Genomic DNA, 22,846 nt, shown 5'->3' with positions numbered 1-22,846 from the left:
GAGAAGCGAGGGCCTTTCAACGCTACTCGCGTGCTACTGGCGCTTCTCTTCGGGCTGGACCGAACCGTTGTCGGCGTTGTCGGACTCGACCCCGGATTCTGCTTCCGATTCTGCCGCTGCTTCTTCTTCGGCTTCCTTGGCGGCGAAGGCTTCTGCCGCCGATGCGTAGGGATCGGTGATGCGGCCGCCGCTGGCGATCGCGATCTCGGGAAGTCTGACGAAGCTGACCGCAGGCAGGGTCACCTCGGTTCCGTCGGTGAGTTCCGCGCGCGCCCAGCTGCGCTTCGGGAAGCGGAAACCCTTGACGTCGTCCCAGGCGAGGGTGCGCTTGGAGAATGTCGAGCGGACCTCGAGGCCGTCGGGGCTGACGGTGGTGCGCAGTCGCGCGACGAGATAGACGGCGATGATCGGAAGGATCAGCAACCAGCTGAAGGCGACGGGCCACCCGAAGATCGGGAAGCTGACCGCGAACAGAAGGAATGCGCACGCCATGTAAGCGAGCTGCGAAATGCGGATGACGTGCCGAAGTGGTTTCGGCGTGTGGGATGATTGAGCCGGTGGCACGGGCTGCTGCGAAGTTGACACCTCTACATCTTCGCATTGCAGCCGATGTATCTCAGATTCTGGGACGGTCGACTCACCAAGTTTGCCGTTCGCGACTAGCGCCTCTACTGTCGAGTGCGTGAAACAGAATGAGTTGCTCGTAATCGGCCGGCGCGTCGTCGCCTGAGTCGATTTTTCAACTCACCAGATAACGACGCGCCACCCTCGCTCAGCAGATGCTGACGGGGGTTTTTTGTTGCCCGGAGCCAGAATCAGAGGATTTCCCAGTGAGCGCACCAACAGCACGGCCTCAACCCACGCCGCGCAAGTCAGGGACACCGAGCCCGACAACCGCGGCTGCCGCAACCCAGACGGCCAACCGTCGCCAGCTCCCGCCTGAGCGGGTAACCGGCGCCCAGTCTGTGGTTCGCGCCCTCGAAGAGCTCGAGGTCGACACGGTATTCGGCATTCCCGGCGGTGCCGTGCTCCCGGTCTACGACCCACTCTTCGATTCGGTCAAGGTCCGCCACGTGCTCGTGCGCCACGAGCAGGGTGCAGGCCACGCTGCCACCGGCTACGCCCAGGCGACCGGCAAGGTCGGCGTGTGCATGGCTACCTCGGGTCCCGGTGCGACCAACCTGGTCACGCCACTGGCCGACGCGCAGATGGACTCCGTTCCGATCGTCGCGATCACCGGACAGGTGGCGCGCTCGCTGATCGGTACCGACGGCTTCCAGGAAGCCGACATCTCAGGCATCACGATGCCGGTCACCAAGCACAACTTCCTGATCACCGACGCGATCGACATCCCGCGCATCATGGCCGAGGCCTTCTACCTCGCGGCCAGTGGTCGCCCCGGCGCCGTCCTGGTCGATATCCCCAAGGACATCCTGCAGTCGCAGACCACGTTCTCGTGGCCGCCGGAGATGCGTCTGCCGGGCTACCGCCCGGTCACCAAGCCGCACGGCAAGCAGGTTCGCGAAGCTGCGCGTCTGATCGCCGACGCCAAGTCGCCGGTTCTGTACGTCGGTGGCGGCGTCATCAAGTCCGACTCCTCGCCGGAGCTGCTCGAATTGGCCGAGCTGACGGGTATCCCCGTCGTCACCACGCTGATGGCCCGCGGCGCGTTCCCGGACAGTCACGACCTCAACTGCGGTATGCCCGGAATGCACGGCACCGTCGCCGCGGTCGCCGCTCTGCAGCGTAGCGATCTACTGATCACCCTCGGTGCGCGTTTCGACGACCGCGTCACCGGTCAGCTGAATTCCTTCGCGCCCGACGCCAAGGTCATCCATGCCGACATCGACCCGGCCGAGATCGGCAAGAACCGTTACGCCGACGTCCCGATCGTGGGCGACTGCAAAGAGGTCATCACCGAACTCATCGAGGCGATCCGTGCCGACATGGCCACGGGCACCACGTTCGACCTCACCGAGTGGTGGGCGTACCTGAACGACATCCGTCGTACGTACCCGCTGAGCTACGACCGCCCCACCGACGGTCAGCTGAGCCCGGAGTACGTCATCCAGACCGTCGGCAAGCTCGCCGGACCGGATGCCATCTACTGCGCCGGCGTCGGTCAGCACCAGATGTGGGCCGCGCAGTTCGTCGGTTACGAGAAGCCGCGCACGTGGCTCAACTCGGGCGGACTGGGCACCATGGGGTACGCGGTTCCCGCAGCCATGGGCGCCAAGATGGGCATGCCCGACACCGAGGTGTGGGCGATCGACGGCGACGGCTGCTTCCAGATGACCAATCAGGAACTCGCAACGTGCGCACTCGAAGGTATCCCGATCAAGGTTGCCCTCATCAACAACGGCAACCTCGGCATGGTGCGTCAGTGGCAGACACTCTTCTACGAAGAGCGCTACTCCAACACCAACCTCGGAACGCACGGCGCCATCCGCATCCCCGACTTCGTGAAGCTCGCAGAAGCATTGGGCTGCCACGGAATTCGTGTCGAGCGTGAAGAAGATGTCGAAGCTGCGATCCGTGAGGCGCAGTCCATCAACGACAAGCCTGTTGTGATCGACTTCATCGTCACCGCCGACGCACAGGTGTGGCCGATGGTCGCTGCCGGAACGAGCAACGACGAAATCATGGCGGCCCGGGGCATCCGGCCGCTGTTCGACGACGACGAGGCAGTTGCCGAGCCCGCCGTCATCCACGAAGCCATGTCACGCGAGCAAGCCGGACCCGCCGCGGGCACAGGGGAGGATCAGAAGTGAGCACCAGTCACACCCTCAGTGTTCTCGTCGAGGACAAGCCAGGCGTGCTGGCTCGCGTCTCCGCACTTTTCTCCCGCCGCGGATTCAACATCGAATCCCTCGCGGTGGGCGGAACCGAGATCCCCGAGATCTCACGAATGACCATCGTCGTCACGGTCGACGAGTTCCCTCTCGAGCAGGTGACGAAGCAGCTCAACAAGCTGATCAACGTCATCAAGATCGTCGAGCAGGACGGTGAAGCATCCGTCGCTCGCGAGCTCGTGCTCATCAAGGTGCGCGCAGATGCAAGCGTGCGCACGCAGGTCATCGAAACGGTGAACCTGTTCCGCGCCAAGGTGATCGACGTCTCCCCGGAGTCCGTCACCATCGAGGCGACCGGTACTCGGTCCAAGCTGGATGCCCTGCTGCGGATGCTTGATCCGTACGGTATCCGGGAGATCGTTCAGTCCGGGGTCGTGGCAGTCGGTCGAGGGCCGAAGTCGATCACGGCCACCCGCTAGTACTTTTAGACACGTAAAAATCCAAGGAGAGGTTGAGAACTGTGGCAGTCGAGATGTTCTACGACGACGATGCCGATCTGTCGATCATTCAGGGCCGCAAGGTTGCTGTGATCGGCTACGGAAGCCAGGGCCACGCCCATTCGCTGAGCCTGCGCGACTCGGGCGTCGATGTGCGCATCGGCCTCAAGGAGGGCTCCAAGTCCCGCGAAAAGGCACAGGAGCAGGGACTGACGGTCGGTACGCCGGCCGAGGTTTCCGAGTGGGCCGACGTCATCATGGTGCTCGCACCTGACACCGCTCAGGCGAGCATTTTCACAAACGACATCGAGCCGAACCTCAAGGACGGCGACGCGCTGTTCTTCGGTCACGGCCTGAACATTCACTTCGACCTGATCAAGGCTCCGGAGTTCGTCACCGTCGGTATGGTCGCCCCCAAGGGACCCGGCCACCTGGTGCGTCGTCAGTTCGTCGACGGCAAGGGCGTTCCCGCGCTCATCGCCATCGACCAGGATCCCAAGGGTGAAGGCCAGGCTCTCGCTCTGTCCTACGCCAAGGGCATCGGCGGAACCCGCGCAGGCGTCATCAAGACCACGTTCAAGGAAGAGACCGAGACGGACCTCTTCGGCGAGCAGGCTGTGCTGTGCGGCGGCACCGAGGAACTGGTCAAGACCGGTTTCGAGGTCATGGTCGAGGCCGGCTACGCACCCGAGATGGCGTACTTCGAGGTTCTGCACGAGCTCAAGCTCATCGTCGACCTCATGTACGAGGGTGGCATCGCCCGCATGAACTACTCGGTGTCCGACACCGCTGAGTTCGGTGGATACCTCTCCGGCCCGCGCGTCATCGACGCCGACACCAAGGAGCGCATGAAGGCGATCCTGGCCGACATCCAGTCCGGCGAGTTCACCCGTCGTCTGGTTGCCAACGTCGAGAACGGCAACACCGAACTCGAGGGCCTGCGCAAGGCCAACGCCGAGCACCCCATCGAGGTCACCGGCAAGAAGCTGCGCGACCTGATGAGCTGGGTCGATCGTCCGATCACCGAAACCGCGTAATTCGTCGTTTCACGCTCCACGTCTCCACTGGCCTGATGTCGCGCCGGTTCAATTACGTTGAACCAGCGCGGCATTGGGCCGGAGTCGTTTTCCGGGCCGGTTGAGCCCGGATTCATATTCCATCGAGAATTTGCCCGCGAAAGTGTCCACTATGTGGTATTGCCTACCGCGTTGTGGATTCGAAGTCAGCGCGCACTAAACTATCGGTGGTTAAACCACCTTCACACCCACCTAATCAGGGAGTTTGCACGTGAGCCAGCCTGGCCGTCCCGTTGTTCTGATCGCCGACAAGCTCGCGCCGTCCACAGTCGAGGCGCTCGGTGACGGTGTGGAGGTGCGTTGGGTCGACGGACCTGACCGCCCGGCGCTGCTCGCCGCGGTACCCGAGGCCGACGCGATTCTCGTTCGTTCCGCCACCACCGTCGACGCCGAGGTTCTGGCCGCCGGCACCAAGCTGAAGATCATCGGCCGCGCCGGTGTCGGCCTGGACAACGTCGAGATCCCCGCAGCCACCGAGCGCGGCGTGATGGTCGTCAACGCACCGACCTCCAACATTCACTCCGCTGCCGAGCACGCTGTCGCGCTCCTCATGTCGACCGCTCGCCAGATTCCCGCAGCAGACAAGACCCTGCGTGAGAACACCTGGAAGCGAAGCAAGTTCAACGGTGTCGAGATCCTCGGTAAGACCGTCGGTGTCGTCGGACTCGGCCGTATCGGCCAGCTCTTCGCGCAGCGTCTCGCCGCGTTCGAGACCACCATCATCGCGTACGACCCCTACCTGCCCGCAGCGCGCGCAGCGCAGCTCGGCATCGAACTGGTCACCATCGACGAGCTCGTCGAGCGCGCCGACTTCATCTCCGTGCACCTGCCCAAGACCAAGGAAACGGCCGGCCTGATCAACGCCGAGCGCCTGGCCAAGGCCAAGGACGGCGTCATCATCGTCAACGCCGCCCGCGGTGGTCTGATCGACGAAGATGCGCTTTACGACGCACTGGTCTCCGGCAAGGTTCGCGGCGCCGGCCTCGACGTGTTCAGCACCGAGCCGTGCACCGATTCCAAGCTCTTCGAGCTGGACAACGTCGTTGTCACCCCGCACCTCGGCGCATCGACGTCGGAGGCTCAGGACCGCGCAGGCATCGACGTGGCCAAGAGCGTTCTCCTCGCTCTGGCAGGCGAATTCGTTCCCGAGGCTGTCAACGTCTCCGGCGGACCCGTCGGCGAAGAAGTTGCTCCGTGGCTCGAGCTGGTCCGCAAGCTCGGTCTCCTCGCTGCAACGCTGTCGCCTGAAGCTGTCCAGACCGTGCAGGTTGTCGCCACCGGCGAGCTGTCGGCCGAAACCGTCGACATCCTCGGCCTGGCTGCACTGCGCGGCGTGTTCTCCGCCAGCAGCGACGAGGCTGTCACGTTCGTCAACGCTCCGGCACTTGCCGAGCAGCGTGGCGTGACCGTGTCGGTCGAGAAGCACTCCGAGGCACTGGCTCATCGCAGCGCGGTCGAGGTTCGTGCAGTTGCGGCTGACGGCACGGTCACGTCGGTCACGGGCGCACTCACCGGCCTGCAGCAGGTCGAGAAGATCGTCAACATCAACGGACGCAGCTTCGACCTGCGCGCCGAGGGTCACAACATCGTCGTCCACTACAGCGATCGCCCGGGCGTTCTCGGTGTGCTCGGTACCGTTCTCGGTAACGCCGGCGTCGACATCCTGGCTGCAGCACTGAGCCAGGACGCCGAAGGCGAAGGCGCAACGGTCATCCTGCGTGTCGACCGCGTCGTCGGTGACACCGAGGTCGAGGCAATCGTCTCGCAGCTCGACGCTCGCGTCGCCCAGGTCGACCTTTCCTGATTGTTTTTGCTGTGCGCCTTTATTAACCGCCCGCGGTTAATAAAGGCGCACAGTTCTACTGAGATGAGGACTCCATGAAGCTTGCGGTCATTCCGGGCGACGGAATCGGTGTCGAGGTCACAGCCGAAGCACTCAAGGTGCTCGGCAAGTTGGTTCCGGATCTGGAAACCACCGAATACGATCTCGGTGCCCGTCGCTACAACGCCACCGGCGAATTGCTCCCGGCGGACGAGCTGGACCAGATCCGTCAACACGACGCAATCCTGTTGGGCGCCATCGGTGACCCGCGGATCGTCGCGCCTGGCATCCTCGAGCGTGGTCTGCTGCTGAACATGCGTTTCCAGCTCGATCATCACGTGAATCTTCGCCCCGCTCAGCTGTATCCGGGTGCGCTGTCGCCGTTGGCGGCCCAGCCTGAGATCGACTTCGTCGTGGTTCGTGAAGGCACCGAAGGCCCGTACACCGGTAACGGTGGCGCCATCCGCGTCGGCACCGATCACGAGATCGCGACCGAGGTGTCGATCAACACGTGGTTCGGAGCCGAGCGTGTTGTTCGTTATGCATTTGCGCTGGCGCAGACACGTTCCAAGCACCTCACACTGATCCACAAGACCAACGTGCTTTCCAACGCGGGCGCGATCTGGACACGTGCGATCGAAACCGTCGGAGCCGAGTACCCGGACGTCGAAACCGCGTACTGCCACATCGATGCTGCCACCATCTACATGGTCACCGACCCGTCGCGCTTCGACGTCATAGTCACGGACAACCTCTTCGGTGACATCATCACCGACCTCGCCGGCGCGGTGACCGGTGGAATCGGTTTGGCCGCAAGCGGAAACATCGACGCGTCGGGGGCCAACCCCTCGATGTTCGAGCCCGTTCACGGTAGTGCCCCGGACATCGCCGGCAAGGGAATCGCAGATCCCACCGCCGCGATCCTCTCGGCCGCACTGCTTCTTCGCCATCTCGGGCGCGAGGACGACGCCGCTCGGGTGGAGGCTGTGGTCGCTGCTGACCTGGCTACCCGCGGCGAAGGCCCCATCTCCACGACGGAGATCGGCGACCGGATCACCGCAGCGCTGTAAGGATTTCTTTCACGAGACTGACGCGCGTAAGCCTTTCGGCTTGCGCGCGTCAGTCGTTTCCGACACCCCGATAGACTGGCCGGCATGCGTCTTGGTCGAATTGCCAGTCCCGATGGTGTTGCGTTCGTCAGTATCGAAGGTGAAGAGGATGCCCTCGTCGCCAAGGAAATTGCGGAGCACCCGTTCGGGAACCCCACATTTACCGGCCGAAGTTGGCCGCTCGCCGATGTTCGTCTGCTGGCTCCGATTCTCGCCAGCAAGGTGATCTGCATCGGCAAGAATTATGCAGATCACATCGCGGAGATGGGCGGCGAAGCCCCTGCGGATCCCGTGATCTTCCTCAAGCCCAATACGTCCATCGTCGGCCCGGGTGCCCCGATCGTCTTGCCTCCCACCTCCAACGAGGTGCACTTCGAGGGTGAACTCGCGGTAGTCATCGGTCAACCGTGCAAGGACGTTCCGGCGGCAAAGGCGTTGAGCGTGGTTCTCGGCTACACGATCGCCAACGACGTGTCGGCACGAGATCATCAGCGTCACGACGGGCAGTGGACGCGCGCGAAGGGGCACGACACCTTCTGCCCACTCGGTCCGTGGATCGAGACCAGCCTGGATGCGTCCGACGTCGACATCAAGACCGAGGTGAACGGTCAGGTCAAGCAGGACAGCAGCACCGCATTCCTACTTCACGACATTCCGAAGATCATCGAGTGGATCTCGGCGGTGATGACACTCCTGCCCGGCGACGTCATCCTCACCGGCACCCCCGCCGGAGTGGGCCCGATCGTCGACGGTGATTCGGTGTCGGTCACGGTCTCGGGGATCGGCACGCTCACCAACCCGGTGACCGCCAAGAAGTGATCTGACCCGGTTCTTTCAGTCATGTGACTACGGAGGCCCCATCCCAACTGGATGGGGCCTCCGTCGTGGTGTGAGTCGAGAGGTGTCTGTCGAAGAAAAGTTGCAAGATAGTAACTATCGCCGGGGGATTGATGGGGATTACCTTTCGGATCGAGGTGATCAGGCGCTGGGACTGACCTGCGAGTTTTGTGAGCCAGGCGAAGCTTCGCCACTGATCCTCCTGGCGTTATGTCTGAATTGATCAGGTTGGGAGGGTTCGCCCCTCGGTTTGCTGCCACGGCCCGTAACAGACCAAATTCCCTGAAATGTAACGCTGAGCAGTAGGGTGACCGATAACTGGATAGAAGCCGATGGGGCAATCGAGTGGATTGCGCAGAAACGTGGTGATACATGACGACCTTCGCGGAAGCCTCCCGGTCAGCGACAGGGGAAGCACGAATCGGGCAGCGGCCGGTGTGGCGAGACAAGAAGCGCTACCTGTGGCCGTTGGGTTTGCTGGTTCCTCTCAGTCCGTTCGCTGCGTGGTTCCTGGTCGACAAATTCAGCCTTGGGCTCTTCTGGGCCATCGGGGCCTGGCTCATCGTGATCGTCATTCCCCTCATCGATCTCCTGGCCGGCGAAGACGGGAACAGCCCGCCGGACGAAGCGATTCCGCATCTGCAGGAGGATCGTTTCTACCGCTGGTGCACGTATCTGTTCCTGCCCCTCCAATACGTCGGTCTCGTGTTCGTCGCCTGGTGCTGGGTGAACGCGCCGATGGCGGCGGGGGAGAAGTTCGCGCTCGCGATGACCGCCGGCGTGGTTGCCGGTGTGGGGATCAACGCGGCACATGAATTGGGGCACAAGAGCGAAAAGCTCGAGAAGTGGCTCGCGAAAGTAGCGCTGGCGCAGTCCTTCTACGGCCATTTCTACGTCGAGCACAACCATGGTCACCACGTCCGTGTTGCGACGCCGGAGGATCCTGCCAGTTCGCGATACAAGGAGAATTTCTGGTTCTTCTTGCCTCGCAGTGTCATCGGCGGCCTGCGCTCGGGATGGCGGATCGAAAGCGCTCGTCTGAAGCGTCAAGGGAGGCGGACCTGGAGTTACCGTAACAACATCCTGAACGCGTGGGCGATGAGTGTCGTGTTGTTCGGCAGTTTGATCGCAGTGTTCGGGTGGGAAATCGCGCCGTGGTTGGCCGTTCAGGCTATTGCCGGTTTCACATTCCTCGAGACCGCGAACTATCTCGAGCATTACGGATTGCTTCGCGCCAAGAGGCCTGACGGCTCGTACGTTCGCTGCTCTCCTGAGGACAGTTGGAACAGCGACCACGTCGTCAGCAACCTTTTCCTCTATCAACTTCAGCGTCACAGCGACCATCACGCGAATCCGCGTCTGCGGTACCAGAGCCTGCGAAGTGCGGCCGAAGCTCCGCAACTTCCAGCGGGTTACGCGGTCATGATCGTGTGCGCCTGGGTGCCGCCGCTGTGGCGAAAGGTGATGGACAAGCGCCTACTTGCCTACTACGACGGTGACATGACGCGAATCAACGTCCTACCGGGTAGGTGATCGGGGGCGTGGAGGAAGCGCTACCGGACTAACCTGTAGTACGACCATCCATCATCGCCGAGCCAAGTGAGCCATGACCAACAGCGAAGTACGCGTCCGTTTCTGCCCGTCACCCACCGGAACCCCGCACGTAGGTTTGGTGCGCACAGCCTTGTTCAACTGGGCGTTCGCACGACACCACGGCGGCACATTCGTGTTCCGTATCGAAGACACCGATGCGCAGCGCGACAGTGAAGAGTCCTACCAGGCCATCCTCGACGCCCTCCGCTGGTTGGGGCTCAACTGGGACGAGGGCCCGGAGGTCGGTGGACCGCACGCGCCGTATCGCCAGTCCGAGCGTCGTGACCTGCATCTCGACGTCGTGGCCAAGTTGCTGGCCGCGGGTGAGGCATACGAGTCCTTCTCGACCAACGAGGAAGTCGAAGCGCGGCACAAGGCTGCCGGCCGCGACCCGAAGCTCGGATACGACAACTTCGATCGCGACCTGAGCGACGAGCAGCGCGCTGCGTACGTCGCCGAGGGACGCAAGCCCGTCGTCCGACTCCGCATGCCCGATCACGATCTGACCTGGAACGACTTGGTGCGCGGCGAGACCACGTTCAAGGCCGGCACCGTTCCGGACTTCGCGCTGACTCGCGGTAACGGTATTCCGCTGTACACGTTGGTCAACCCGGTCGACGACGCGTTGATGAAGATCACCCATGTACTGCGCGGCGAAGATCTGTTGTCCTCGACTCCGCGTCAGCTCGCGTTGTACGAGGCATTGATCCGCATTCGTGTTGCCGATTTCACACCGTCGTTCGGGCACTTGCCTTTCGTGATGGGTCAGGGCAACAAGAAGCTGTCCAAGCGCGATCCCGAGTCCAACCTCTTCATCCACCGCGATCGCGGCTTCATCCCCGAGGGATTGCTGAACTACCTGGCTCTGCTCGGGTGGAGCATCGCTGACGATCACGACGTCTTCTCACTCGACGAGATGGTTGCGGCCTTCGACGTCTCCAAGGTCAACTCCAACCCCGCGCGCTTCGACCAGAAGAAGGCCGACGCGATCAATGCCGAGCACATTCGCCTGCTCGAGCCGGCCGACTTCGCGGGCCGCCTGAAGTCGTTCCTGGTGGAACACGGCCATATCGGCGCCGACGTCGACGAAGCGACGTTCACTGTTGCGGCGGACCTCGTGCAGACGCGCATCGTCGTCCTGTCCGACGCGTGGGATCTGCTGAAATTCCTGTTCGTCGACGAGGGGTCGTTTGCTCTCGATCCGGCCGCGGCGGCAAAGAACCTGAAGGAAGATGCCGGTCCGGTTCTGGACGCGTCTCTTGCGGCGCTCGATGCCACTTCGGAGTGGACGGCGGCCAGTATCGAGGAAGCACTCAAGAAGGCCCTCATCGAGGATCTGGAGCTCAAACCGCGTAAGGCCTTCGCTCCGGTTCGGGTCGCGATCACGGGCTCTCACATCAGCCCTCCGCTGTACGAGTCGATGGAATTGCTCGGTCGTGAGGTCTCGCTTGCTCGGTTGCGCGCGGGTAGGGCAGCCGTAACCGCCTAGATCGGACGGTCCTCCGGCCGAAAATGAAGCAAAAACCTCCTGTGACCATACGATTTGGTATTTGGGGCAGGGGTACTGGTAATCTTCTTTTCGGCCGGAGACGAGCCGCCGAGCACAACAGCGAAGCGGATCGGGCAAGGCTGGTGAGCAAGACCTTGGGGTATGGTGTAATTGGCAACACAGCGGTTTCTGGTACCGCCATTCTAGGTTCGAGTCCTGGTACCCCAGCGGAAATCCGGTCGATTTTGTGGCCGGACTCAGACAAGCTAAGCTTGCTGAGCATCCAAGAGCAAGACTGATACCACGTTTAAAAGCGTGTCCTGGCCCCGTCGTCTAGCGGCCTAGGACGCCGCCCTCTCAAGGCGGTAGCGCGGGTTCGAATCCCGTCGGGGCTACAAAGGAAAGACCCTCCGATCATTGATCGGAGGGTCTTTTCGTTTGTGTGAAAATTTTGCCTGCCATGCGAAAAACGATCACCCCCAGTCGAATTCGACTGGGGGTGATCGTCATCTCACTCTGTTGTCCTCGATCGGCTATCCGCTCTTACGGCGGAACTCTCGCTTGTGATCGGCCGGGCCATGCGTGTTGTGGACCTTGGACTGTCCGTCGCGATGGTCAGTCGATTTGGCGTTCTGATGATTCTTCCGTTCGAGGGCCTCACGGAACTTTCGTTTGGTCTCCTCCGATTGGGATTCGGATTCGGACGGGGTATTGCTGTCGAGATCGCTCATATGCTCACTCCTTGTTGTTGGGCCTGTTGGTGAAACTACGCCGGCCCGAATTCGAAAGCTCGTGAATTTTCGCTTCACGAATCTCGGGCTCTACGACGGTGGTGCAGTAGAACCGGAAAGCGGGATCGCGGGCATCCCGAGCTTGCGGTGATCCCACGAACGAGTTCGATCGGGAACGAACCGCACCGCGACGCGTTTGTGGAGCATTGCGTCTACGGCCGGGCGGAGATCCTCGGTGTACGGGCCGGTGTATCGCTCCCAGACGCTGATTCCCACGGCGAAGAGGGCTTCGGGATCCTCGACGATCATTCCGGTGCCCTCCATCGATACGCCTCGGAGTGTGTCGTACGTCAGACCGTCTTCGATCAGGACGGACATACGGGAGTCCCGGCGAAGATTGACCGCCTTCTGCGACTTGGCTTTGGTCTCGAACCAGATTTCGCCGTCGACTATTGCGAACCACATCGCGATCAGGTGAGGCATTCCGTCGGCGCTCAACGTCGCCATCGTTGCCGTACGGCTCTTTTCGACGAAGCTCGAAATTTCGGCCTCGGTCATCGTGATCTGACTACGCTGTTTTCCTGCCATGGTCGCGTCGTACTCCTACGTGCTCGAGGATCTGAAGACCTTACTGTGTCACGAATTACAGACGCTTGTGGAGCGCTTCGGCGGCTGCGAGAAGGTCGGCCGCCCAGCGGGCTCCCGGTCGTCGACCCATCCGATCGATGGGGCCGGAGACCGAAATCGCGGCAATGACAGCGCCTGCCGAGTCTCGGACGGGAGCCGCGACGCTGGCGACACCGGGCTCACGTTCGGCCGCGCTCTGAGCCCAGCCGCGCCGGCGAACCTCGAGGAGCACTCGTTCGCCGAACGACGCATCAGCGAGGACGGTCCGTTGGGTTTGTGGATCTGCCCATGCGAGAAGGACCTTGGCGCCGGAACCGGCATTCATCGGCAGTCGGGCTCCGACGAGCACCGTGTCACGCAGGCCGGTCGGCGGTTCCATCGACGCGACGCAGATGCGTTGGGTGCCTTCCCGGCGGTACAGCTGGACGCTTTCGCCGGTGATTTCGCGAAGGCGGGGGAGGATGAGTCCGGCCGCTGCAATGAGTGGATCATTAGCGGTGGCAGCGAGTTCGGCGAGCCCGGGCCCTGGGCACCACTGACCGTCCGAATCGCGAGTGAGGAGTCGATGGACTTCGAGACCGACGGCGAGTCTGTGGGCGGTCGCGCGCGGCAAACCGGTTCGTGCACAGAGTTCGGTGAGGCTGCACGGTTCCTCAGCTACTGCATGAAGCACGCCCATTGCTTTGTCCAGGACGCCGATGCCGCTATGCTGTCTCATAGGTCGATACCAGTTTCTCGCATAGTGGGATGATAGCGCATTTCCTGGTGGGCTAGCGCATTTCAGGATGAGCTAGCGCATTTCCTCGGAGGTGGCGCAAGTTCCGAAAGGGACAGTCTGAATCTGCTGCGGAGGCTGGGGACTTACTTCACGCGCGGCGGGCCAGCCCGTAGTCCGCCGACGCGAGGCTACGTACAGAGGTGGAAGACATGGCACAGAAAGCACGCACTCTCGCCGAGAAGGTGTGGGACGACCACGTTGTCGTGAAAGGGGAGGGGCAGGATCCCGACCTCATCTACATCGATCTCCACCTCGTTCACGAAGTGACGAGCCCGCAGGCATTCGACGGACTTCGCTTGGCGGGTCGCCAGTTGCGCCGCCCTGACCTGACGATCGCCACCGAGGACCACAACGTCCCGACGATCGACATCGACAAGCCCATTGCCGATCCCGTGTCCAAGACTCAGGTCGACACCTTGCGCCGAAATTGTGAGGAGTTCGGAGTTCGCTTGCACCGCATGGGCGATCTCGATCAGGGCATCGTGCATGTGGTCGGACCGCAGCTCGGCCTGACTCAGCCCGGAACCACCGTGGTGTGCGGTGACAGTCATACGTCGACGCACGGCGCATTCGGTGCGCTCGCAATGGGAATCGGCACGAGCGAGGTCGAGCACGTGATGGCGACGCAGACATTGTCGTTGCGCCCCTTCAAGACCATGGCGATCACGGTCGACGGCGAGCTGCCTCCCGGTGTCACGAGTAAGGACTTGATCCTCGCCGTCATCGCCAAGATCGGCACCGGCGGCGGCCAGGGCTACGTCCTGGAGTACCGCGGTGAGGCCATTCGCAAACTGTCGATGGAAGCTCGTATGACCATCTGCAACATGTCGATCGAGGCCGGAGCCCGTGCGGGCATGATCGCACCGGACGAGACCACATACGAGTTCATCAAGGGCCGTCCGCATGCACCGTCGGGCGCAGAGTGGGACGAAGCCGTCGCCGCGTGGGAGCTGCTCAAGACCGACGAGGGTGCGGAATTCGACAACGAGGTCCACATCGACGCAAGCGCATTGACGCCTTTCGTCACCTGGGGAACCAATCCGGGACAGGGTGCGCCACTCGGTGACCGTGTGCCCGATCCCGAACTCATCGTCGACGAGAGCGAGCGTCAGGCAGCTGAGAAGGCGCTCACCTACATGGGTCTCGACGCCGGCATGCCGCTTCGGGATGTTGCTGTCGACACCGTGTTCGTCGGTTCGTGCACCAACGGACGGATCGAAGATCTGCGCGCAGTAGCCGAGGTGCTCGAAGGTCGCCATGTGGCAGAGGGCGTTCGGATGCTCATCGTTCCCGGTTCGATGCGGGTGCGTGCTCAAGCCGAAAGTGAAGGTCTCGGTGAGATCTTCACAGCGGCAGGGGCGGAATGGCGTCAGGCCGGTTGTTCGATGTGCTTGGGAATGAACCCTGACCAGCTTGCTCCCGGCGAGCGCTCGGCATCGACGTCCAACCGGAATTTCGAAGGCCGACAGGGTAAAGGCGGTCGGACCCATCTGGTTTCCCCGCTCGTCGCGGCGGCCACGGCGGTCCGCGGAACGCTCTCGGCACCGGCCGATCTGGTCTGACCCACTTACCTTCTCTAGGAGAATTTCGATGGAATCCTTTACCACGCACAAGGGTATCGGCGTCCCGCTGCGACGCTCGAATGTCGATACCGATCAGATCATCCCCGCCGTGTACCTGAAACGGGTGACGCGCACGGGATTCGAGGACGGGCTGTTTGCAGGCTGGCGTACCGACCCCAACTTCATTCTCAATCTGGCTCCGTACGACAAGGGAAGTGTCCTCGTAGCCGGCCCCGATTTCGGCACGGGCTCTTCGCGTGAGCACGCCGTGTGGGCTCTCTCGGACTTCGGATTTCGAGTCGTCATCGCTTCCCGGTTCGCCGACATCTTCCGCGGGAACGCCGGAAAAGCCGGTCTCGTGGCGGCACAGGTCGAGCAGAGCGACGTCGAATTGCTCTGGAAGTTGCTCGAAGAGCAGCCCGGACTGGAATTGGCAGTAGATCTCGAGAATCGGACCGTGAGCGCCGGAACTACGGTGGTGCCGTTCAATATTGACGACTACACACGGTGGCGTCTGCTGGAGGGTCTCGACGACATCGGACTGACATTGCGGCAGGTAGAAGCGATTTCCGAGTTCGAAAAGTCAAGGCCTTCATGGAAACCGACTACCCTTCCAGCCCGAATTTCGCAGGGCTGAACCGAAATCCGCGACTCCGCGCGGGAAGAGAAATAGGTCACCATTTCGCAGTCACGTTGAATGAGAATTGGCGTGGCACATAGACTCTTGCCGTTATCAGGTTTACCGTGGTTCTCAGTCGGTCCGACGGTGGACCACAATTAGCGGAGGAATTTCAATGAACAAGGCAGAGCTCATCGATGTTCTGACTGAAAAGCTGGGTTCGGACAGGCGCACAGCGACCGACGCAGTGGAGCACGTCGTGGACACCATCGTCCGCGCCGTCCACCGTGGCGAGAGCGTGACCATCACCGGCTTCGGAGTCTTCGAGCAGCGTCGTCGTGCAGCACGTGTTGCACGCAACCCGCGTACGGGCGAGACCGTCAAGGTCAAGCCGACGTCGGTTCCGGCTTTCCGTCCGGGTGCGCAGTTCAAGGCTGTTATCGCTGGTGGACAGAAGCTTCCGGCCACCGGCCCGGCAGTCAAGCGTGGCGTAGCAGCACCGGCCACCAAGGCTGCAGCCAAGAAGGCTGCTGCCAAGAAGACCGCAGCCAAGAAGGCTCCGGCAAAGAAGGCTCCGGCCAAGACCGCAGCCAAGAAGACGGTTGCCGCGAAGGCTCCCGCCAAGAAGGCTCCGGCCAAGACCGCAGCCAAGAAGACGGTTGCCACCAAGGCTCCCGCCAAGAAGGCTCCGGCCAAGACCGCAGCCAAGAAGACGGTTGCCACCAAGGCTCCCGCCAAGAAGGCTCCCGCCAAGACCGCAGCCAAGGCTCCGGCCAAGAAGGCTCCGGCCAAGAAGGCTCCCGCCAAGACCGCAGCCAAGAAGGCTCCGGCCAAGAAGGCTCCGGCCAAGCGCGCAAAGTAGTCGCGTTCGGGTGAAAAACCCGATGCCGTAAGACAAAGAGGTGCAGCCGCGGATCAGATCCGCGGCTGCACCTCTTTTTGCTGCCTGGGAGAAGTGTGAATTCTCCTGTGTTTCAGTGCTTTGCAAAACTACCGACTCGAGCTGGGTGTCGGTTGGTCCAAATCCCTCAGGAGTTGGCGACTTTGGGGAGCGGGCTGTCGAGGTGATCGGCGGCAACCAGACGGCCGTCGAGGAACGAGAGCACCCAAGTGCTCGCCTTACGGTTGCGTGCGGAGGGCAGTGTTACACCGGCCGTATCAGCCCACCAGCGCATCAAATCGGGGATGACGCCTCCTTGGCTGCAGATCACGGGAGTGCCCTCCAACGCGGCGATCTGCAGCGCACGTGCCCTGGCGGCCTCGGGATCGGCCTCGTAACCTTCTTCGGTCAGAAGAGGTTCCGTCGAAACTTCGACACCCAATGCCTCCGCCAATGGCATTACGGTGTCGACGCAGCGCGTACGGTCAGCCGCGAAAACCGAATCGGCTCCGAAGATTTTCAGCTGTTCGACCAAGGCGGCGGATTGCTCTTTGCCCTTGGCGTCGAGTGGACGCACATTGTCGTCGCCCTTGTACCGCTTACGGCTTCCAGCTTTTGCGTGGCGGACGAGCAATACCGTTTTCGTGTCCGGCCGAATGGAAACGAAGCGGCGAAGAATCATCCGATCCATCGGGTAGGAAAGATGATCGGCGACCTCGGCGACCGGAAGCCAATAGAGAACATCTACTTCGTTGTTCGGCCCGAAATCTCCGTCTACTGCTTCGGCCGACCAGTATTCGACCCGTTTGAGTTTGCGATGTCCCGGGATCGGGTACGTCACGCCACCGAGGTGCCTTCCGAAACGTCCGGTGATCGAGGTCTCTTCGCGGACCTCGCGAACTGCCGCGGTCAAGAAGGTCTCGCCGGGATCGAGCTTTCCTTTGGGGAATGACCAGTCGTCGTACTTCGGTCGATGTACGACGGCGATCTCGATGGCGGAAGGATCCTGGGGAGCCTTCCGCCACAGAACCGCGCCTGCGGCAAAGATGTTGGCTTTGACCGGCTTGTCGCTCATTGTGTGATCCGAGCCCGTCAAGACCCGCTGGCGGTGCGGCTGCGCATCAACGACTGTTGATGCTCACGTACGTCCTCACCGCGTTCGGGGGCAGCGACCCAACTCCCGTCCGGATGCAGTACCCAGCAGCGAGTTCGGGGATCGAGCGCGGAGTCGAAGATGTCACCGAGCTGCTTCGACAGTTTCGGGTCCTTGACCTGCACCATGACCTCGACGCGGCGATCGAGGTTGCGGTGCATCATGTCTGCGCTGCCGATCCAGAACTCGTCGGCCGAGCGGAAATGGAACATTCGCGAGTGTTCCAGGAAGCGTCCGAGAATGGAACGTACTTCGATGTTTTCGCTGAGGCCGGGGACGCCCGGCTTGAGCGCGCAGATTCCGCGGACCACGATCTCGACGGGGATACCGGCCTTGGACGCGCGGTACAACGCGTCGATGACCTGCTCGTCGACCAATGCGTTGGCTTTCAAGCGGATACCGGCCTCGCGGCCTGCGAGCTTGTGCGCGATCTCGTTGTCGATCCGCTCGATGATCCCGCGTCGAACCCCGTACGGCGCAACGAGAAGGTTGCGGTAACTCGTCTTTCGGGAGTATCCGGTCAGCGAGTTGAAGAGGTCGGTGAGGTCCGCACCGATCTCCGGTGCTGCGGTGAGCAATCCGACGTCCTCGTACATACGCGCGGTCTTCGGGTTGTAGTTGCCGGTGCCGATGTGGCAGTAACGACGAATGGTCGAGCCCTCTCGCCTGACGACGAGGCAAGTCTTGCAGTGAGTCTTGAGACCGACCAAACCGTAGACGACGTGAACGCCGGCCTGTTCGAGTTTGCGTGCCCACTTGATGTTGGCCTGCTCGTCGAAGCGCGCCTTGATCTCCACCAGCGCGACAACCTGCTTGCCGGCTTCGGCGGCGTCGATCAGTGCGTTGACGATGGGGGAGTCGCCGGAAGTGCGGTACAGGGTCTGCTTGATCGCGAGTACCTGCGGGTCGGCGGCGGCCTGTTCGATGAAGCGTTGAACGCTTGTGGAAAACGAGTCGTAAGGATGGTGGACGAGCACGTCGCCTTCGCGCAGGGTCGAGAAGACGCTCTTCGGAGTCTCGCGCTCACCGAACGCCGGATGCGTCGCCGGGACGAACGGCGCGTCCTTGAGAGCCGGGCGGTCGACGGCGTAAACCTGCCAGAGGCAGGACAAGTCGAGCAGACCGGAAACCTCGATCACGTCGGCCGGATCGACGTCGAGTTCACGCAGAAGCAGTTCGAGCATGTGCTCGGTCATGTCGTCGGCAACTTCGAGTCGAACGGGTGAACCGAAACGGCGACGCGCCAATTCACGTTCGAGTGCCTGCAGCAGATCCTCGTCCCGATCCTCTTCGACCTCGAAATCGGCGTTGCGTGTGATTCGGAAAGCGTGATGTTCGACGATTTCCATTCCGGGGAACAGCACGTCCAGATGAGCCGAAATCAGTTCTTCCATCGGGAGGAACGAATCGATGGTGGACGAAGACGTCGTGCTCTTGACTCGCACGAACCGGCCGACGTTGTCGGGAACCTTGACGCGAGCGAAGTGTTCGCCGCGGGTGACGGAGTCCTTCACCGTCACGGCGAGGTTGAGGCTCAGTCCGCTGATGTAGGGGAACGGGTGAGCGTGATCGACTGCCAACGGCGTCAGTACCGGGAAGACCTGCTCGTGGAAATGTGCCGAGAGTCGGCCGTGGTCATCGGCGCTGAGATCGGCCCACCGAACGATCGAAATGCCCTCTGCCGCCAGGGCAGGGCGGACCGAGTCGAGAAACACGTGCGCGTGCTTGTCGGCGAGTTCCTGGGTGCGACGCGCGATGAGCGCCAATTGTTCGCGTGGGGAGAGGCCGTCGGCGGACCTGACCGACAGTCCGGTCTCGTCGCGGCGCTTGAGTCCGGCGACCCGGACCATGAAAAATTCGTCGAGATTGGAAGCGAAGATGGCGAGGAACTTTGCGCGTTCGAGCAACGGCAGTGACTCGTCGGCGGCCAATGCGAGAACACGGGCATTGAAATCGAGCCAGCTGAGTTCGCGGTTGAGGTAACGATCCTCGGGGAGCCCGACGAGCAATTCGGGTAGCTCTGCCTTGGTAGCTGCAGGGGGCGCGCCCGGGATGTTGGTGGCGACCGCGACGGCCTGAGATCGCGGCGAGGTGGCCGCGCCGTTCTCGTGCCGGCCGGAGCTGTGGTCTCCGTCCGACTGGTCTTCGGAAATACGGTTTTCGAGTGCTTCGCCATTGCTCACTCGTCGATCATCCCCCACAATCGCGCGGTCCGACAATCGATGAAAGAAAATTCATCGGCTGTTCGACGGCGTGGCCTTGAGTCTGGTCAACGAAGCCGATGTGGCGGGGCCTACTCCCAGTGCTCGCACAGTGCTGAGATCGGCATGGGTGTCGACGTCGGTGCGCAGTCCCGGCCATTGGCCGTTGAGTGGACGAGCGCCTGAATTGGTATGTCCAAGTGCAGATTCCGGTCCGAATCGAGGGTCGAGCGCACTCTCTCCACACGCAAACAATGCGGAGGTGCCGGTGCCGTGATGATCGACGACGACGGAACGTCCGCCGCTTCGGGCGGCGGCCACGGCCTCCGTCAGTTCGCTTGGTTGCATGGCGGGCAAGTCGGCTTGCAGCACAACGAGGTCGACCACTCCGCGCTTGGCTCGGATATCGGCGGCCGCTGCACTCAGCGCCGCATTGAGGGTTTCTTCCGTGCGCGGTGTTGCGCCGTTCGTTCGGGCGCCGTCGGGAGCTGGATCGGCGTAGACCGTCACGCCGACGGAATATGCAAGTGCGGCAACGGTGGGGTCTGGGGTGACCACTGTAACGCTGTCGATGGCCGAGACGGCTGCGACTGTGGCGAGGGTGTCGTGAAGCATGGCCAACACCAGGTCTGCACGCGCATCCGAGTCGAGTTCGCCCGCGAGGCGGGACTTGGCCGATCTCAAGGACTTGACGGCCACTATCGCATGCATGGGGCGTTCGATCTCCGTGCGCGCATGCGGTGTCTCCACGACGTGTGGGTACGGGGGTTCCGCGCTGTCCATCCCTCGATCTTGCCAGTCATCACGCTCGGTGTCCGCGGCTGCCCACCGCAGTGCACCACAGGCGATACTCTGTGCAGACGATTTTTCTGGCGGCGACCCGCTTCGCCGGGTAGACGGGGTGAGCGTGTGAGTAAGGCAGCTGTATTGGGCGCAGGTTCGTGGGGAACGGCGTTGGCGAAGGTGATGGCCGAGGCCGGAACCGACGTGACGATGTGGGCCAGGCGTGAAGAGGTCGCGAAGCGCATCGACACCACACACGAGAACAGCGACTATCTGCCAGGCATTGCTTTGCCTTCGTCGATCCGCGCGACCCACCACCACGAGGAGGCGATGGCAGGCGCTGACTTCATCGTGCTGGCGGTTCCCTCGCAGTCGCTACGGGGAAACCTGGAGCAGTGGAAGGGCTCGATCGGACCCGATGCGACTCTGCTGAGTCTGGCCAAGGGAATCGAGACCGGGACGCTCATGCGCATGAGCCAGGTCATCGTGTCGGTGACCGGTGTGGAACCGGGGCGCGTCGCGGTGCTCTCGGGCCCGAATCTTGCACACGAGATCGCCAGCGGGCAGCCCGCGGCGACGGTGATCGCCTGCTCGGACTCCTCGCGTGCCCTCGCTCTCCAGGATGCTTGCGCTACCGGCTATTTCAGGCCGTACACCAATTCCGACGTCATCGGTTGTGAGATCGGCGGTGCGTGCAAGAACGTGATCGCACTGGCCTGTGGCATGGCCGCCGGTAGTGGGTTCGGCGACAACACGGTTGCCAGCATCATCACCCGCGGGCTCGCCGAAACAATCCGGCTCGGTGTTGCGCTCGGAGCCAAGGCGTCGACTCTCGCAGGCTTGGCGGGTGTCGGTGACCTGGTAGCGACCTGCACGTCCGAGTTGTCGCGAAACCGGACGTTCGGAGAGCGGCTCGGACGGGGCGGGTCGATGGAGTCGGCGCAGAAGGCAACCAACGGTCAGGTCGCCGAGGGCGTGAAGTCGTGCACGTCGGTACGCGCACTCGCTGCCGGATACGACGTGGAGATGCCGTTGACCGACGCGGTCCATCGGGTGTGCCACGAAGGTATGGCCGTCAGCGATGCGATCGGTCAGTTGCTCGGACGCCGGACGAAGCCGGAATGAGTGAAATCGGTATGAGTCATCGCGGGGACTACGGGGATTCGACGCGCAGCGTGAGCGCCGTCGCGCGCGAACACGCCGCGGGTCAGCCCATGCAGCTTGGGCCGATATTCGCTGCGCCGTACCAACTTTCGCCCGAGGAAGGCTCCGAGTCCGATACCTACGCTCGTGCATCGAACCCGGGTTGGCGCGGACTCGAATCAGCGCTCGCGGCGCTCGAAGGAGCGGACTACGGCCTCGTCATGGGATCGGGAATGTCCGCGATCACCGCGACCTTGCGCAGCGTGCTCGTCACCGGAGATACGGTCGTCGTGCCCTCGGACGGGTACTACCAGGTGCGGTTGTACGCGAATGAGCGCCTCGCGCCGTTGGGGATCACGGTTCGCGAAGTTTCGACTCTGCAGATGGGCGACGCGAGCTTCGCGGATCTGCTCGCCGCGTCGCCGGGCCGCGTGGTCGTCGTCGCCGAGACGCCGTCCAACCCGGTGCTGGACGTGGTCGACCTTCGCGTGCTCGCCGACGTGTGCCACCGATCGGGCGCGCTGCTGATCGTCGACAACACGACTGCGACACCGCTGGGGCAGCGCCCGCTCGAATTGGGTGCCGACATCGTCGTGGCCAGCGGTACCAAGGCCCTCAGCGGGCACAGTGACCTCCTGATGGGTTACGTCGCCACCTCCGATGGGGCGGTGAGTCAGCGAATCGAGCGTGAGCGACTTCTTTCGGGAACAGTGCTCGGCCCCTTCGAGACGTGGCTTGCGCACCGCAGTCTCGGCACGGCAGGCCTGCGATTCGGACGTCAGTGCGACAACGCGCTGGCCCTGGCCGAGATGTTGGCGGGACACAAAGCGGTCCGGTCCGTTCGTTACCCGGGCCTTCGCGGTGACCCGTCCTTCGCAACGGCATCCGGTCAGATGAATCGATTCGGCGGACTGGTGAGCGTCGAACTGGATTCGGCTCAGGCATTCCACTCGTTCGTCGAAGCGAGCGCTCTCGTCACGGCCGCCACCAGCTTCGGCGGGATCCACACGACGGCGGATCGCCGTGCGCGCTGGGGCGATCCGGTCAGTGCGGGTTTTGTCCGAATCGCTTGTGGCATCGAGGACACCGCCGATCTTCTGGTCGACATCGAGCGTGCGCTCGACGCCTGAGCGGACCACGTCGATGATTTCGGG

Annotated in this window: 20 protein-coding genes and 2 tRNA genes; 15 read left to right on the top strand and 7 right to left on the bottom strand. The window is 62.6% G+C overall.

The genetic code is table 11. From position 1 onward, the window contains the following. Window positions 1-33 precede the first annotated feature (33 nt). Entirely contained in the window at window positions 34-564 is a 531-nt protein-coding gene (locus I7X09_RS02255; protein WP_095969204.1) for a PH domain-containing protein, read from the bottom strand. A gap of 266 nt (window positions 565-830) precedes the next feature. On the opposite strand from I7X09_RS02255, the gene I7X09_RS02250 reads away from it, so the two are divergent. The 10 genes from I7X09_RS02250 (at window position 831) to I7X09_RS02205 (ending at window position 11,610) form a co-directional block, all read left to right on the top strand. Next, window positions 831-2,771, top strand: coding sequence for an acetolactate synthase large subunit (locus tag I7X09_RS02250; protein WP_030535411.1), 1,941 nt, complete (start codon window positions 831-833; stop codon window positions 2,769-2,771). Next, window positions 2,768-3,271, top strand: a complete 504-nt coding sequence (gene ilvN / locus I7X09_RS02245) for an acetolactate synthase small subunit (RefSeq protein WP_003944718.1) — start codon at window positions 2,768-2,770, stop codon at window positions 3,269-3,271. The genes I7X09_RS02250 and ilvN overlap by 4 nt, the downstream gene beginning before the upstream one ends. A 53-nt stretch (window positions 3,272-3,324) precedes the next feature. Further along, window positions 3,325-4,326, top strand: a complete 1,002-nt coding sequence (ilvC, locus tag I7X09_RS02240) for a ketol-acid reductoisomerase (RefSeq protein WP_172436500.1) — start codon at window positions 3,325-3,327, stop codon at window positions 4,324-4,326. Between the two features lie 250 nt (window positions 4,327-4,576). Continuing rightward, the gene (gene serA / locus I7X09_RS02235) at window positions 4,577-6,169 is read left to right on the top strand and encodes a phosphoglycerate dehydrogenase (RefSeq protein ID WP_124566328.1); all 1,593 of its coding nucleotides are present in this window, start codon (window positions 4,577-4,579) and stop codon (window positions 6,167-6,169) included. Between the two features lie 74 nt (window positions 6,170-6,243). Next, window positions 6,244-7,257 (top strand): 3-isopropylmalate dehydrogenase, encoded by a 1,014-nt coding sequence (locus I7X09_RS02230; protein WP_095969205.1) that lies wholly within the window; start codon window positions 6,244-6,246, stop codon window positions 7,255-7,257. 84 nt (window positions 7,258-7,341) lie between these two features. Then, window positions 7,342-8,115 (top strand): fumarylacetoacetate hydrolase family protein, encoded by a 774-nt coding sequence (locus tag I7X09_RS02225; RefSeq protein WP_095969206.1) that lies wholly within the window; start codon window positions 7,342-7,344, stop codon window positions 8,113-8,115. Window positions 8,116-8,505: 390 nt separating this feature from the next. Continuing rightward, the gene (locus tag I7X09_RS02220; RefSeq protein ID WP_200315369.1) at window positions 8,506-9,666 is read left to right on the top strand and encodes an alkane 1-monooxygenase; all 1,161 of its coding nucleotides are present in this window, start codon (window positions 8,506-8,508) and stop codon (window positions 9,664-9,666) included. Window positions 9,667-9,739: 73 nt separating this feature from the next. Beyond that, window positions 9,740-11,215, top strand: a complete 1,476-nt coding sequence (gltX, locus tag I7X09_RS02215; protein WP_200315367.1) for a glutamate--tRNA ligase — start codon at window positions 9,740-9,742, stop codon at window positions 11,213-11,215. A gap of 156 nt (window positions 11,216-11,371) precedes the next feature. Next, window positions 11,372-11,443 (top strand) — tRNA-Gln (locus tag I7X09_RS02210). Between the two features lie 94 nt (window positions 11,444-11,537). Continuing rightward, window positions 11,538-11,610, top strand: a tRNA-Glu gene (locus I7X09_RS02205). Between the two features lie 138 nt (window positions 11,611-11,748). Here I7X09_RS02205 and I7X09_RS02200 read toward each other — a convergent pair. From I7X09_RS02200 to I7X09_RS02190, 3 genes are all read right to left on the bottom strand, one after another. Next, window positions 11,749-11,946 (bottom strand): DUF5302 domain-containing protein, encoded by a 198-nt coding sequence (locus I7X09_RS02200; protein ID WP_095969209.1) that lies wholly within the window; start codon window positions 11,944-11,946, stop codon window positions 11,749-11,751. Between the two features lie 90 nt (window positions 11,947-12,036). Further along, a complete protein-coding gene (locus I7X09_RS02195) occupies window positions 12,037-12,534 on the bottom strand; it encodes a pyridoxamine 5'-phosphate oxidase family protein (protein WP_095969210.1) in 498 nt (165 codons plus the stop codon). A 55-nt stretch (window positions 12,535-12,589) separates the two neighbouring features. Next, window positions 12,590-13,291: an IclR family transcriptional regulator gene (locus tag I7X09_RS02190; protein WP_007729342.1), complete on the bottom strand. Its 702-nt coding sequence runs from the start codon at window positions 13,289-13,291 to the stop codon at window positions 12,590-12,592. Window positions 13,292-13,491: 200 nt separating this feature from the next. On the opposite strand from I7X09_RS02190, the gene leuC reads away from it, so the two are divergent. The 3 genes from leuC to I7X09_RS02175 all read left to right on the top strand — a co-directional run bounded on the left by leuC (window position 13,492) and on the right by I7X09_RS02175 (window position 16,394). Then, complete coding sequence (gene leuC, locus I7X09_RS02185) at window positions 13,492-14,913, top strand: 3-isopropylmalate dehydratase large subunit (RefSeq protein ID WP_124566326.1); 1,422 nt, start codon at window positions 13,492-13,494, stop codon at window positions 14,911-14,913. 28 nt (window positions 14,914-14,941) lie between these two features. Further along, window positions 14,942-15,550, top strand: a complete 609-nt coding sequence (gene leuD, locus I7X09_RS02180; RefSeq protein WP_095969213.1) for a 3-isopropylmalate dehydratase small subunit — start codon at window positions 14,942-14,944, stop codon at window positions 15,548-15,550. A gap of 157 nt (window positions 15,551-15,707) precedes the next feature. Continuing rightward, window positions 15,708-16,394 (top strand): HU family DNA-binding protein, encoded by a 687-nt coding sequence (locus I7X09_RS02175; protein ID WP_047271271.1) that lies wholly within the window; start codon window positions 15,708-15,710, stop codon window positions 16,392-16,394. Between the two features lie 166 nt (window positions 16,395-16,560). Here the strand turns inward: I7X09_RS02175 and I7X09_RS02170 are convergent, their stop codons facing one another. The 3 genes from I7X09_RS02170 to cofC form a co-directional block, all read right to left on the bottom strand. Next, the gene (locus I7X09_RS02170) at window positions 16,561-17,487 is read right to left on the bottom strand and encodes an NUDIX hydrolase (protein WP_095969214.1); all 927 of its coding nucleotides are present in this window, start codon (window positions 17,485-17,487) and stop codon (window positions 16,561-16,563) included. 17 nt (window positions 17,488-17,504) lie between these two features. Beyond that, window positions 17,505-19,619, bottom strand: coding sequence for an RNA degradosome polyphosphate kinase (locus I7X09_RS02165; RefSeq protein ID WP_442800607.1), 2,115 nt, complete (start codon window positions 19,617-19,619; stop codon window positions 17,505-17,507). 180 nt (window positions 19,620-19,799) lie between these two features. Next, on the bottom strand, window positions 19,800-20,549 hold the full coding sequence (cofC, locus tag I7X09_RS02160; RefSeq protein WP_325100597.1) for a 2-phospho-L-lactate guanylyltransferase: 750 nt from the start codon (window positions 20,547-20,549) through the stop codon (window positions 19,800-19,802). A 126-nt stretch (window positions 20,550-20,675) separates the two neighbouring features. Between cofC and I7X09_RS02155 the strand changes: the two genes are divergently transcribed. Both I7X09_RS02155 and I7X09_RS02150 read left to right on the top strand, forming a co-directional pair. Next, window positions 20,676-21,674 carry an NAD(P)H-dependent glycerol-3-phosphate dehydrogenase gene (locus tag I7X09_RS02155; RefSeq protein ID WP_019747941.1) on the top strand — a complete coding sequence of 333 codons (999 nt, stop codon included), beginning with the start codon at window positions 20,676-20,678 and terminating at the stop codon, window positions 21,672-21,674. Further along, a complete protein-coding gene (locus I7X09_RS02150) occupies window positions 21,671-22,822 on the top strand; it encodes a cystathionine gamma-lyase (RefSeq protein WP_200315364.1) in 1,152 nt (383 codons plus the stop codon). Before I7X09_RS02155 ends, I7X09_RS02150 begins: the two co-directional genes overlap by 4 nt. Window positions 22,823-22,846 lie beyond the last annotated feature (24 nt).

Source organism: Rhodococcus sp. P-2 (assembly GCF_016598535.1).
GTDB lineage: Bacteria > Actinomycetota > Actinomycetes > Mycobacteriales > Mycobacteriaceae > Rhodococcus_F > Rhodococcus_F baikonurensis.
Note: the sequence above shows the minus strand (reverse complement) of the source record. Positions and strands in the feature narration are given on the sequence as shown.

Bases quoted from the DNA above. Each gene is read 5' to 3' on its own strand.
- I7X09_RS02200 (WP_095969209.1), bottom strand. From the start codon at position 11,946: ATGAGCGATCTCGACAGCAATACCCCGTCCGAATCCGAATCCCAATCG.
- I7X09_RS02230 (WP_095969205.1), top strand. From the start codon at position 6,244: ATGAAGCTTGCGGTCATTCCGGGCGACGGAATCGGTGTCGAGGTCACA.
- leuD (WP_095969213.1), top strand. From the start codon at position 14,942: ATGGAATCCTTTACCACGCACAAGGGTATCGGCGTCCCGCTGCGACGC.
- I7X09_RS02190 (WP_007729342.1), bottom strand. From the start codon at position 13,291: ATGAGACAGCATAGCGGCATCGGCGTCCTGGACAAAGCAATGGGCGTG.
- ilvC (WP_172436500.1), top strand. From the start codon at position 3,325: ATGTTCTACGACGACGATGCCGATCTGTCGATCATTCAGGGCCGCAAG.
- I7X09_RS02175 (WP_047271271.1), top strand. From the start codon at position 15,708: ATGAACAAGGCAGAGCTCATCGATGTTCTGACTGAAAAGCTGGGTTCG.
- I7X09_RS02195 (WP_095969210.1), bottom strand. From the start codon at position 12,534: ATGGCAGGAAAACAGCGTAGTCAGATCACGATGACCGAGGCCGAAATT.
- I7X09_RS02150 (WP_200315364.1), top strand. From the start codon at position 21,671: ATGAGTGAAATCGGTATGAGTCATCGCGGGGACTACGGGGATTCGACG.
- cofC (WP_325100597.1), bottom strand. From the start codon at position 20,549: ATGGACAGCGCGGAACCCCCGTACCCACACGTCGTGGAGACACCGCAT.
- I7X09_RS02170 (WP_095969214.1), bottom strand. From the start codon at position 17,487: ATGAGCGACAAGCCGGTCAAAGCCAACATCTTTGCCGCAGGCGCGGTT.
- I7X09_RS02225 (WP_095969206.1), top strand. From the start codon at position 7,342: ATGCGTCTTGGTCGAATTGCCAGTCCCGATGGTGTTGCGTTCGTCAGT.
- gltX (WP_200315367.1), top strand. From the start codon at position 9,740: ATGACCAACAGCGAAGTACGCGTCCGTTTCTGCCCGTCACCCACCGGA.
- I7X09_RS02220 (WP_200315369.1), top strand. From the start codon at position 8,506: ATGACGACCTTCGCGGAAGCCTCCCGGTCAGCGACAGGGGAAGCACGA.